General features: G+C 60.7%; 10 protein-coding genes. 6 read left to right on the top strand and 4 right to left on the bottom strand.

Going from position 1 to position 12479, the window contains the following annotated elements; translation table 11 throughout:
* The first annotated feature begins 27 nt into the window (after positions 1 to 27).
* The 5 genes from B9N88_RS24700 (at position 28) to B9N88_RS24680 (ending at position 7682) form a co-directional block, all read left to right on the top strand.
* Positions 28 to 1191, top strand: a complete 1164-nt coding sequence (locus tag B9N88_RS24700; protein ID WP_027607012.1) for an EAL domain-containing protein — start codon at positions 28 to 30, stop codon at positions 1189 to 1191.
* Positions 1192 to 1262: 71 nt separating this feature from the next.
* Positions 1263 to 2594, top strand: coding sequence for a deoxyguanosinetriphosphate triphosphohydrolase (locus B9N88_RS24695; RefSeq protein ID WP_027607011.1), 1332 nt, complete (start codon positions 1263 to 1265; stop codon positions 2592 to 2594).
* A 171-nt stretch (positions 2595 to 2765) separates the two neighbouring features.
* Complete coding sequence (locus tag B9N88_RS24690) at positions 2766 to 3161, top strand: response regulator (protein WP_027607010.1); 396 nt, start codon at positions 2766 to 2768, stop codon at positions 3159 to 3161.
* Positions 3162 to 3417: 256 nt separating this feature from the next.
* Positions 3418 to 4038 (top strand): response regulator transcription factor, encoded by a 621-nt coding sequence (locus B9N88_RS24685; RefSeq protein ID WP_027607009.1) that lies wholly within the window; start codon positions 3418 to 3420, stop codon positions 4036 to 4038.
* A gap of 8 nt (positions 4039 to 4046) precedes the next feature.
* Positions 4047 to 7682 carry a transporter substrate-binding domain-containing protein gene (locus B9N88_RS24680; RefSeq protein WP_081744461.1) on the top strand — a complete coding sequence of 1212 codons (3636 nt, stop codon included), beginning with the start codon at positions 4047 to 4049 and terminating at the stop codon, positions 7680 to 7682.
* Between the two features lie 27 nt (positions 7683 to 7709).
* Here B9N88_RS24680 and B9N88_RS24675 read toward each other — a convergent pair whose 3' ends face one another.
* Together B9N88_RS24675 and B9N88_RS24670 are read right to left on the bottom strand one after the other, a co-directional pair.
* Entirely contained in the window at positions 7710 to 8192 is a 483-nt protein-coding gene (locus B9N88_RS24675; protein WP_027607007.1) for a GAF domain-containing protein, read from the bottom strand.
* Positions 8189 to 9079 (bottom strand): ATP-binding protein, encoded by an 891-nt coding sequence (locus B9N88_RS24670; protein WP_027607006.1) that lies wholly within the window; start codon positions 9077 to 9079, stop codon positions 8189 to 8191. The genes B9N88_RS24675 and B9N88_RS24670 overlap by 4 nt, the downstream gene beginning before the upstream one ends.
* A 162-nt stretch (positions 9080 to 9241) precedes the next feature.
* On the opposite strand from B9N88_RS24670, the gene B9N88_RS24665 reads away from it, so the two are divergent.
* Positions 9242 to 11551 (top strand): hybrid sensor histidine kinase/response regulator, encoded by a 2310-nt coding sequence (locus B9N88_RS24665; RefSeq protein ID WP_027607005.1) that lies wholly within the window; start codon positions 9242 to 9244, stop codon positions 11549 to 11551.
* On the opposite strand, the gene B9N88_RS24660 is transcribed toward B9N88_RS24665, so the two are convergent.
* Together B9N88_RS24660 and B9N88_RS24655 are read right to left on the bottom strand one after the other, a co-directional pair.
* A complete protein-coding gene (locus B9N88_RS24660) occupies positions 11505 to 11996 on the bottom strand; it encodes a MarR family winged helix-turn-helix transcriptional regulator (protein WP_027607004.1) in 492 nt (163 codons plus the stop codon). The two genes, B9N88_RS24665 and B9N88_RS24660, sit on opposite strands and share 47 nt — an antisense overlap.
* Positions 11993 to 12478 (bottom strand): glutathione peroxidase, encoded by a 486-nt coding sequence (locus B9N88_RS24655; RefSeq protein WP_027607003.1) that lies wholly within the window; start codon positions 12476 to 12478, stop codon positions 11993 to 11995. The genes B9N88_RS24660 and B9N88_RS24655 overlap by 4 nt, the downstream gene beginning before the upstream one ends.
* Position 12479: the final 1 nt, after the last annotated feature.

Here is a 12479-nt window from a genome sequence, read left to right as displayed (position 1 = left end):
TTTCGCCAGTGTTTTTAAGGAGGCCCCGTGATCGACGGGCAACCGCTCGCCTGCTTCCAACCGTTTATCGATACCGCCACCGGGCGCATTGCCGGCGTCGAGGCCTTGGGGCGTCTACGCCAGGCTGATGGCCGCCTGCAGTCCGTTGGCCCGCTGTTCGCCGACCCACGCACGCCAGGCGCGAGCTTGCGCCGTCTCGACCGGCAGATTCGCGACAACGCGTTAAGCCGCCTGCATGAAGCCCCCGAAGACTGGTTCCTCAGCCTGAATATCTCGCCGCGCTGGATCAACCAACTGCGCCCGGGCCAGGCGCTGCCGAGCCTCAAACAGATCCACAGCCATGGCGTCGACCCGCAGCGCATCGTGTTCGAGATCACCGAACTGGGCGGCGACATCCAGCGCCTGGCCGAGGTGGTGGCACGTTATCGCGAGGCCGGTGCGCGCATCGCCATCGATGATTTCGGCGCCGGCTATTCCCAGCTTGACCGGGTATTGGCGCTGCAGCCGGACATCCTCAAGCTGGACATGCGCCTGTTCCAGCAAGCCGCCAGGGGCGGACCGAGCAGTGACGTCGTGCGGGCGCTGGCGCAGATGGCGGAAAAGACCGGCTGCTGGATCATTGCCGAAGGCGTGGAAACCGAGGCGCAGCTGAGCTTCGCCCTGGAATGCGGTTCGCGCTACGTGCAGGGCTATCTGTTTGCCCAGGCGCAATTGGACTGGTTCGCCACCGACGCCTTCGTGCCGCGCTTTGACCAACTGCGCGCGGCGTATGTCCAGCAGAAGCTGGCCGAACGCGGGCGCATCATGCAACTGCGCCAGCAATTGACCGAACTGATGAAGATCCTGCAATCCTGGGCACAGGCCCAAGCCCCGCTGGATCACTTGCCCCAACTGCCGGCCTTCCCCTGGCTGCTGCGCTTTTACCAATGCGACCGGCATGGCACCCAGTTGACCCCCAACTTCGAATGGCGCCAGGACGCCTGGCAGGCCGACAGCCGTTACCTGGGCCACAACTGGTCATGGCGCCCGTACTTCTATCACCTGCTGGCCGAAGGTTGGGAAGAGCGTCGCCTGACGCTGTCCTCGACCTACCGCGACGCCACCACCAACCAGTACTGCCTCACCGCCGGACAATTCTTCGATAACGGTCAGCGCTTGCTGTTAATCGATATCGACGCGGCCGGCCTGTAGATTTTCGCTTGCCCCGCCAAGGCGGAACCGGGAAGCTGGGCGGGTCATTCACCGTACGGAGAGTACCCGCCTTGGATTGGCCCACCCTGCTTACCCGCGAACGCCTTGGAAAACCCCTGCACAGCCCGGAAGAACTCGGCCGCAGCCCGTTTCACAAAGACCATGACCGCATTATCTTCTCCGGCGCGTTTCGCCGCCTGGGCCGCAAGACCCAAGTGCACCCGGTGTCCAGCAACGACCATATCCATACACGCCTGACCCACTCCCTGGAAGTCAGTTGCGTAGGCCGCTCCCTCGGCATGCGCGTGGGCGAAACCCTGCGCAGCGCCCTGCCCGACTGGTGCGACCCGAGCGACCTGGGCATGGTGGTGCAATCGGCCTGCCTGGCCCATGACATCGGCAACCCGCCGTTCGGGCATTCCGGCGAAGACGCCATCCGCCACTGGTTCCAGCAGGCAGCGGGGCGCGGCTGGCTGGACGACATGAGCAGCGCCGAGCGCAATGACTTCCTCAACTTCGAAGGCAATGCCCAAGGCTTCCGGGTACTGACCCAACTGGAATACCACCAGTTCGACGGCGGCACGCGCCTGACCTACGCGACCTTGGGCACGTACCTCAAGTACCCCTGGACCGCCCGCCACGCCGACTCCCTGGGTTACAAGAAACACAAGTTCGGCTGCTACCAGAGCGAACTGCCGATCCTCGAACAGATCGCCGGCAAGCTCGGCCTGCCGCAACTCGAGGAACAACGCTGGGCTCGCCATCCACTGGTCTATCTGATGGAGGCGGCAGACGACATCTGCTACGCCTTGATCGACCTGGAGGACGGCCTGGAAATGGACCTGCTGGAGTACACCGAAGTCGAGTCACTGCTGCTCGACCTGGTGGGCGACGACCTGCCGCAGACCTACCGGCAACTGGGCGCCCAGGACTCGCGCCGACGCAAGCTGGCGATCCTGCGCGGCAAGGCCATCGAGCACTTGACCAACGCCGCGGCGCGCGCCTTCGTCGAACAACAGGAGGCCTTGCTTGCCGGCACCCTGCCCGGCGACCTGGTGGAGCACATGCACGGCCCCGCCAAACGCTGCGTGCTGGATGCCAAGGACATGGCGCGCAAGAAAATCTTCCAGGACAAGCGCAAGACCCTCCACGAGATCGGCGCCTACACCACCCTGGAAATCCTGTTGAACGCCTTCTGCGGCGCGGCCCTGGAGCAGCACGGCGGACGCACGCCGTCGTTCAAGAACCGGCGCATTCTCGACCTGCTGGGCAACAACGCGCCGGACCCTGCGTGGCCGCTGCACAGGTCGTTCCTGCGCATGATCGACTTCATCGCCGGCATGACCGACAGCTATGCCACCGAGATGGCACGGGAGATGACCGGGCGCTCCAGCCCTCAATAACCTGGCTGATCACGCCGCCTGTTCACTGAACAGAATCTGCCTACGATGGGAACAGAGCGGCCTGATCGAATTCGCACAAGCGCCCGAAGAATAATCGCGCACGCTCCGGGCAGGTCTGGCGAACAGTTCCTACGTGCCCCCTATCGACGCTTGACTCACCGTGTGCCTTCTATGCCCCACTACCCCTTTCGGATCCTGTTGGTGGAGGACCATCCCTTTCAGCTCCTCGCCACCCAATGCCTGCTGAGAAGCTTCGGCTTCGAGCACCTGGCCCCGGCCGAAAACGCAGAGCAGGCGATCCGTTTGATGACCCAGGCCGAGGCGCCCTTCGACATCATCCTCTGTGACCAGTGCCTGCCCGACCTGCCCGGGCTTGAATTGATTGAAATCGCCAGTCGCCAATGCTTTATCAAGGCCGCCATCCTGCTCAGCGGACTTCCCGAGGCAGAACTTTCAGCGTTGCAAACCCAAGCCCTCAAACGTGGCCTGCCCTTGCTCGGCTACTTGCCAAAGCCGTTGAATAAAGATGAGCTTGAACATTTGACCCATACATTACTCACGTTATAAATGTAGGACTTTAAACAGATCGACCGGTCGGAAAAATCGCGCATAACCACCGTAAAGTCCTTGCCATGTTCCTTCGGCCCATGCCCCTGCGGAACCTTGGCCTCTTGCGTTACAGCTCCTTAGAGACAGGTAGGCTTTTACCTTTTTTAATGTAGGAACTTTCCTGTTTTATACCTGCCACCCCCCAAGTTCATGCTTACCCATCGGCTTCTGAGCTAATGTGCCCGCTTTATTTGTACTTGCATGGAATATGATCATGAATACAGTTTTTATTATTGACGACCATCCGGTGATAAGACTTGCCATACGAATGTTGTTGGAACATGAAGAAAACTTCAAAGTAGTCGGCGAAACGGATAACGGATGCGACGCCATACAAATGGTCCGCGAATGCATGCCGGACCTGATCATCCTCGACATCAGCATTCCAAAACTCGACGGACTGGAAGTGCTTTGCCGATTCAACGCCATGAACGCGTCGATGAAAACCCTGGTGCTGACGGCTCAATCCCCCACCCTGTTTGCCACGCGTTGCATGCGTTCGGGAGCCGATGGCTACGTGTGCAAGGAAGGTGACCTGAGCGAACTGATGAGCGCCATCCGCGCTGTACTGTCCGGTTATAACTACTTCCCCAGCCAAGCCTTGAACCCCAACGATGAGGCCTGCAAGGAACTTGAACTGTTCAAGGCGGTTAACGACCGGGAGTTGATGGTACTGCAACTTTTTGCACAAGGCCGCACCAACAAGGAAATAGCCAAAGGTATGTTCCTGAGCAATAAAACAGTAAGTACTTATAAAAAGAGACTGATGCAGAAACTTCAAGCCAAGTCCTTGGTAGAACTTATCGAGATGGCAAAACGGAACGCGCTAGTGTGAGAAACCGGATGCCCAGGCGTATAAAGGACTATTTGATTATATTGAGTGCCGGTTTGTGCTTCAGCACCGCCGTGCCTGCCACCCCTCCAGCAAGCCCGGAGCATTTCAACCTTTTGAGTCGTGCGAGCTCCGTGCAGCTGGAACCCTACCTGAACAAGGCCCAGCGCCAATGGCTCCAGAACAAACGCGAACTGGTACTGGGCGCGGCGTTTCCTGACTACCCGCCTTTTGACCTCACCTCCAGCGGGCGTGACTATGAGGGACTCACCGCCGACTACGCCGGCTTGCTGGCAATGGCGCTGGACGTACCGGTAAAAGTGTTGCGCTACCCCTCCCGAGAGGCCGCCATTCATGCCCTCGAAGCGGGTGAAATCGATTTACTGGGTTCCTCCAACAGCTTTGAAGCGGCAAATCCCAACCTGACCCTGTCGGAGCCGTACGCCGTGGACCGGCCAGTGCTGGTGACCCGCGAAGGCGAAACCCGCAGCCTGGCTGATGGGCTGGCCGGCATGCGCCTGGCACTGGTCTATCACTATCTGCCACTGCACGAAGTGGAAAGGCTCTACCCCAAGGCAATCATCCGTGCCTATCCTTCTTATCAAAACGCCTTGAATGCAGTGGCCTTCGACCAGGCAGACGTCTTTCTCGGCGATACCATTTCCACCCACTACATGATCAACAAGGGTTACCTGAAAAACATTCGCATGGCGAACTTCGGCAAACATGAAGCCTATGGATTCAGCTTTGCCATGCCCCAGGAACAGCAGACGCTGTTGAGCATCGTCGACGCCGTCCTGAGGGCCGTGCCCGCTGCCGAACGGGAAACCATTGCCAAACGCTGGAGTGCTGGCAGCGACATCCTCCTGACCGACCAAAAGCTGCAACTGACCCTTCGCGAAGAACGTTGGCTGAGGGAAAACCCGGTCGTCAAAGTGATCGTGAACCCTACCTTTGCGCCGCTGACCTTCTTCGACGCCGATGGCAATTTTCGCGGCATTACCGCCGACCTGCTGGAACTGATTCGCCTGCGCACCGGGCTGCGCTTCGAGATCCAGCGCGGGCGTGATGTGAACACCATGATCGAGCATGTAGAGAGCGGCAAAGCGGACATCGTCGGCGCAATCATCCCCAGCGTCGAGCGAGAAGCCCAACTGAACTTCAGTCGTCCCTACCTGGAAAACTCCTACGTGATGCTGACACGCAAGGACGGCCAGGCCCCCACAGGCCTTGAGGAAATGGAGGGCAAGCGCCTGGCGATCACGCAGGGCAGTCCGCTGAAAAAATTCCTGCGTGAGCACTTCCCAAAGATTCAGCTGGTAGATACCGGCGACACGTTCAAGTCAGCCGAACTGCTGGTACAAGGCCATGTAGAGGGCGCGGTGAATACCCTGGTGGTCGCCAATTACTTCCTGTCCTCGCAGATACTCCAGGACAAGATCCAAATCAGCTTCAGCATCGGCACGATACCGGCCACCTTCGGGCTGGCGACGTCCCGCAGCGCCACCGAGCTCAGCTCGATTCTCGACAAGGCGTTGCTCAGCATCGCCCCGGACGAACTCGGCGTGATCAACAGTCGTTGGCGCGGTTATACCGCGGCCTCGGACAGTTACTGGCGCGACTATCACCAACTGATTGCGCGCATCGTCATCGGGACCGGCCTGCTGCTGCTGATTTCCCTGAGCTGGAACGCGTACATGCGCCGCCAGATCAAGCACCGGAAAATGGCCGAGCGCGCCCTCAATGATCAGTTCGAGTTCATGCGCGCCCTGGTCAATGAAACCCCGCACCCGATCTACGTACGTGACAACAAGGGCCTGCTGCAGACCTGCAACGACAGTTACCTGCAGGCGTTCGACGTCAAGCGCGAGGACGTGATAGGTAAAAGCGCGGTCCAGATCAGCACAGCCCTTGCAGTCGAGGCGGCGCAATACCATGCCGACTATCAGCGCGTGGTGGCCGAGGGCAACCCGCTGATCCTGGACCGCACCCTGCATATTCGTGGAAAAAAACTGACGATCTACCACTGGATCCTGCCGTACCGCGACTCCGTCGGTGAAGTCCAGGGCATCATCGGTGGCTGGATCGATATCAGTGAACGACGCCAGTTGTTCGACGAACTCCGCACCGCCAAGGAGCGAGCCGACGAAGCCAATCGGGCCAAGAGCACGTTCCTCGCCACCATGAGCCACGAAATCCGCACGCCGATGAACGCGGTGATCGGCATGCTCGAGCTGACCCTCAAGCGGGCGGACCAGGGCCACCTCGACCGCCCGGCCATCGAAGTCGCCTACAACTCGGCCAAGGATCTGCTGGAGCTTATTGGCGACATCCTGGACATCGCGCGGATTGAATCCGGGCGCCTCAGCCTGGCACCGGAACGCGTCAACCTGAGGGAGGTGATCGAGTCGGTGGTGCGTGTCTTCGACGGCCTGGCACGCCAGAAGACCCTTAGCCTGTTGCTGGAGTTCACGCCTGATCTGGAGCACACCGAAGTGCTGATCGACCCGCTGCGCTTCAAGCAGGTGCTGTCCAACCTGATCAGCAACGCCATCAAGTTCACCGAACGTGGCCAGGTAAAGATCAAGGTGGAAGTATCGGCCACCGAACTGCCGCAGCAGGTCGAGATGAAACTGGTGGTGGAGGACACCGGCATCGGTATCAGCCGGGACGACCAGATGCGCCTGTTCGAACCCTTTGCCCAGGCGGACAACTCAGGACAGCTGGCCAGGAGCGGTGCGGGCCTCGGGCTGGTGATCTGTCGCAGCCTGTGCGCGATGATGGGCGGGCAACTGAGCCTGAGCAGCGTGCCCATGGTGGGCACCCAGGTGCATGTGAGCCTGAAGATGAATCGCCTGCAGGCGCTGCAGGTGGCCGAAGAACTCAAGCCCGCCGAGACCTCGAACGTGCCGGTGCTCAATGTGCTGGTGGTGGACGATCATCCGGCGAATCGCCTGTTGATGTGCCAGCAGCTCGGCTACCTGGGCCATCAGTACACCGCCGCCCAGAACGGCGCCTCCGGCTTCCAGGCCTGGCGCCAGGAGCACTTTGACCTGGTGATCGCCGATTGCAACATGCCGATCATGAATGGCTACGAACTGAGTCGTTCGATCCGCGAATACGAGGAGCGCGAACAACTGACGCCTTGCGTGGTACTGGGTTTTACCGCCAATGCCCAGCCCGAAGAGAAACAACGCTGTGCGCAGGCGGGCATGAATGACTGCCTGTTCAAACCCATCAACCTTACGGCGCTGGAGCTGCAACTGGCGAAGATCAGTCCTCAACCCAGCGGCATGACCCTGGACATCGGCAACTTCGAGGCCCTTACCGGTGGCGATCCACACATGAGCCGCCTGTTGCTGGAGGAGTTGCTGAGCAGCAGTCGCCAGGATCGCCAGGAGTTGGTTGCACTGATCGCTGCGCAGGCCTTGCCCGAAGAGATCATCGAACAGGCTCACAAGATCAAGGGGGCCGCGCGCATCGTCCAAGCCTCTGCGCTGGCCTCGCAATGCGAAGCCGTCGAACAGGCCTGTGCCCGGGGCGATGATCGGCCCCTGATCGAAGCGGGTGTGAAATCCCTGGAGAAGCTGATGCTGGAGTTGGAGAGGATGCTGCAAGTGCGGCTTGACGAACTGGATGGCCGATAAGGGGCGGGGCTGCGCCCCCTATTTCGATCAGCAGTCGGTCAAACGCAGGAAAATCGCCGCCAGCTGTTCGATACCGGCCTGATCCTGGGGGGTAAAGCGGGCCAACGACGGGCTATCGAGGTCAAGGACACCAATCAATGCGCCGTCCTTGACCAGTGGCACCACCAGTTCGCTGTTGGACGCGCTGTCACAGGCGATATGCCCGGGGAACGCGTGCACATCGTCTACGCGCTGGGTTTGCCGCGAGGCCGCGGCCGCGCCGCACACCCCACGGCCGAACGGAATACGCACACAGGCGACCTGCCCCTGGAACGGGCCAAGCACCAGCTCTTCATTGCGGTTGAGGTAAAAGCCCGCCCAGTTCAGGTCATCCAGCTGGCTGAACAGGAAAGCCGAAAACTGGGCGCTGTTGGCGATGAAATCACGCTCATCGGCCAGCAGCGACTCCAGCTGGGCACTCAGCAGGGCATAGCCACCGAGGCCGGCGCCGGCTTGTTGTAAATCGATCATGGTTGACGCTCCAGCAATTTAAGACCCACCCAGTAACGGGCGAATTGATACGCGCAACGACCGTTGCGGTTGCCGCGCCCGGTGGCCCAGCGCACGGCAAGAATGTCGAGGTCCTCATCGCGCTGCCACTGCAAACCCGCCTTGTTCGCCAGCTCACCGATCCAGTGCTCGACCACGTCCAGGAAATGTTCCTGGGTGAACGGGTAGAACGACAGCCACAAGCCAAAGCGGTCGGACAAGGCAATCTTGTCTTCCACCGCCTCGCTTGGGTGCAACTCACCGTCCACGCGCTTCCAGTTATCGTTGTCGCTCTGGTTTTCCGGCACCAGGTGGCGGCGGTTGGACGTGGCATACAGCAGCACGTTTTCAGGGGCCTGTTCCAGGGAGCCATCCAGCACGCTCTTGAGTACCCGATAGTCGCCTTCGCCGGCTTCGAACGACAAGTCGTCGCAGAACAGGATGAAACGTTGCGGCAACTTGAGCAATTGTTCAACCACCCGCGGCAGGTCGGCCAAGTGGTCACGCTCGATTTCGATCAGGCGCAGACCGGCCTTGGCGTGTTGAGCGAGCAAAGCGCGCACCATGGACGATTTACCGGTGCCCCGCGAACCCCACAGCAACGCATGGTTGGCAGGCAGGCCATCCAGGAACTGCTGGGTGTTGCGCGCCAGGGTTTCACGTTGCTTGTCCACGCCGATCAGGTCGGACAAGCGCATGTCCAGGCTCACGTCCAGCGGCAACAGGAAGCCACTGCGGCCCTCGCGCTGCCAACGGGCGGCCAGGCACTGGTTCCAGTCGATGGTTTGGCGCGGCGCGGGCAACAAGGGTTCCAGGCGGGCGAGCACGGCATCGGCTCGCTCCAGAAAGGCACTCAATCGAGAATCCACGATTATTCCTCTGGCAAGTTCTTGCAAAAGATGGCGTATTGGCAACCCTGCGACAGACCGCTTGGGGCTGCGTAAAAACGATTCATGCCGGGCAGGCCTGGGCGTGTGGATGTTCAGCTATGCTTGCCGGGCGAAGGGAAACGTGAAGTGGTTCAACACTCAATGGATATCAAGTTCGCCCACCGCTTGTCTTATAAACAAGCCAGATTGACGGTGCTGGTCGGTTTCGTCTTGGGAACCTTGCTCAGCCTGATCCAAATCGGCATTGATTATGCCAGCGAAGACGCATCCATCAACCGCGAAATACGTTCGCTGATCGAAATCAGCCATAACCCCGCGTCACGTATCGCCTACAACATCGATGCCGAACTGGCCCAGGAACTGACCCTGGGCCTGCTGCACTCCCCCGCCATCATTCGCGCGCAGTTGATCGACAACAATGGCGTGGTGCTGGCCGATGTCGACCGGCCACGCAAGGAAAGCACCTACCGCCCTATCAGTGACTTCATGTTTGGCGCCAACCGCCAGTTCGAAGATCAACTGTTCCTGAGCCACATGCCCAACGAGTCACTTGGCGTACTGCGCCTGGACGTCGACACCTACGCTTTTGGCAGCCGGTTCCTGCGCCGCGCCGAGATCACCCTGCTCAACGGGTTCGCACGCAGCCTGTTGCTGACCGGGATTCTGCTGGGCCTGTTCTACGTCATGCTGACCCAACCGCTGGTGCGCATTATTCGTGAGCTGAGCACCCGCAAGCAGGCACGCCTGGACTGCCCGCCGGGGCATGAGCACGATGAAATCGGGGTGCTGGTGGACGTCGCCAACCAGCAATTCGAAAACATGGAAACCGAAATCCAGCAGCGCCGCCACGCCGAGGATCGGCTGACCGAATACCTGGGGCAACTGGAACATATCGTGTCCGCGCGCACCCTTGAACTCAAGGCCAGCAACCAGCGGCTGACCCAGTCCAACGATGAGCTGGAAGCCGCCAAGATGCATGCATTGGGCATGGCCCAGGCCCGGGCGGCCTTCCTGGCGAACATGAGCCACGAAATCCGCACCCCGCTCAACGGCCTGCTGGGCATGATCGCACTGTCGCTGGACAGCCCGTTGAACGCCGAACAACGCCAGCAACTGTCTATCGCCCATGACTCCGGCAAAGTGCTGGTGGAACTGCTCAACGATATTCTCGACCTGTCCAAGTTCGACGCCGGCCAGTTGGAGCTGGAGCGCATCCCCTTCGACCTCGGCGCGCTGGTGGAAGACACCGCCAACCTGTTATCGCAGAACGCCGCACCGAGCGTGGAGCTGAGCTGCCTGATCGACCCGCAGTTCCCGGCCCAGGTGCTCGGTGACCCGACCCGTGTGCGGCAGATTGTCAGCAACTTGCTCTCCAACGCCTTGAAGTTCACCCGCTTTGGTCGGGTTGATGTGCGCCTGCGTACCCACGACGGCGGCGTACGCATTGAAGTCTGCGATACCGGCATCGGCATTGCGCAGGAGGCCCAAGTGAAAATCTTCCAACCGTTCACCCAGGCCGGCGCCGGCATCACTCGCCAGTATGGCGGGACGGGCCTGGGCCTGGCACTGACGCACAACCTGTGCGAAGCGATGAAGGGGCGCTTGAGTATCAGCTCGGAAGTGGGCTTTGGCAGCCAGTTCTGCGCAGACCTGCCACTGCCGGCCCATTTGCCCGCGGTGCAGCCAGCGCCTCTCAAAGGCGAGGTCATCGCCATCACCGACGCCGGCAGCGGCCTGACAGAGTTGCTCACGGCCCTGCTGCCCTGCTGGGGACTGTCCCTGCGTTGTTTCACCATGGATGACGATTTGAGCGGGCAAACCCCCGACCTGCTGATTACCGACTGCCCGGAATGCCTGTTCCGCATACGGCCGGGCATCACCGCGCCCATCCTGCTGGTGACCGCCTATGGCAACTTCATGCCCAGCGAAGAAGTGGCGGCACTGGCGCCGTTGCACCAACAGGCACGCCCCTTGAGCCGCAACGCGCTGTACCAGATCCTGCAACGCAACTTGCGCACCGACGCGCACCTGGTGCTTGACCCCGTCCAACTGGATGCCGCACCGCTCGCACATCGGGCGCGCATCCTGCTGGTGGAGGACAACCCGGTCAACCAACTGGTGGCCAAGGGCATGCTCAGCAAACTGGGCTGCGAAGTGATCGTGGCTGCCCACGGTGGCGAAGCGCTCACGTTTCTTGAAGAACAACGCTTCGATATGGTGCTGATGGACTGCAACATGCCGGTGATGGATGGCTATGAGGCCAGCCGGCAGATTCGGCGCAGCGGACGCTGGCCGGACCTGCCGATTGTCGCGTTGACCGCCAATGCCCTGTCCGAAGAGCGCGAGCGCTGCCGTGCGGCGGGGATGAATGATTACCTGGCCAAGCCGTTCCGCCGCGAAGAACTCAATGCCCTGCTGGACTTGTGGGTGCCTGGGACGACAAGTCTTTAAGCTGCGCAAGCAACTGGTCGAGACCATCGCGCAAGGCATCGGCCTGATTCAGGTCGATGCCGCGATCACACAACAGGCGGGTCTTCAGGCCATGGGCCTGGTCCCGCAGTTGCACACCGGCCTCGGTCAGGCTCAAGTGCACTTCACGCTCATCCCTGGCACTGCGCCGACGCGTCACTAACTCAAGCTGTTCAAGGCGCTTGAGCAGCGGCGTCAGCGTGCCCGAGTCGAGCATCAGGCGCTCCCCCAGGGCCTTGACCGTCGGCTGCAGCGCAGGCGTGGCGTGCCACTCCCACAACACCAGCATCACCACATATTGCGGGTAGGTCAGACCCAACTGGTCGAGCATCGGCTTATAGGCACGGGTGACAGCGCGTGACGCAGCGTAGAGCTTGAAACACAGCTGGTTGTCCAGGGCCAGGGACACGCTGGGCAGGTCGGTCATTTGAGCAAGGCTTCGATCTCTTGGGTCAAGTCCTGCGGCTTGGTGGCAGGACCGAAGCGCTTGACCACCTGGCCGTCGCGGCCGATGAGGAACTTGGTGAAGTTCCACTTGATGCCCTTGGACCCCAGCAGGCCCGGCGCCTGTTTTTTCAGTTGCACGAACAGTGGATGGGCATCGCTGCCATTGACGTCGATCTTCTTGAACAACGGGAAGCTGACACCGAAGTTCAGTTCGCAGAATTCGGAAATCGCCCCTTCGTCACCGGGCTCCTGCTTGCCGAACTGGTTGCAAGGAAAGCCCAATACCACCAGGCCCTGGTCCTTGTACTGCTGCCAGAGTTGCTCCAGGCCCTTGTACTGCGGGGTGAAGCCGCATTTGCTGGCGGTATTGACCACGAGGACGGCCTTGCCGGCGAAATCGGCCAAGGTCTTTTGCTCACCCTTGATGGTGGTGCAAGGGATGCTCAGCAGGTTGTTGCTCATG

The sequence above is a fragment of the Pseudomonas sp. LAMO17WK12:I1 genome (assembly GCF_900177315.1).
In the GTDB taxonomy this organism is placed as follows: Bacteria; Pseudomonadota; Gammaproteobacteria; order Pseudomonadales; family Pseudomonadaceae; genus Aquipseudomonas; species Aquipseudomonas marginalis.
The sequence above is the reverse complement of the archived record's forward strand: the minus strand, read 5'-3'. Positions and strand labels throughout refer to the sequence as shown.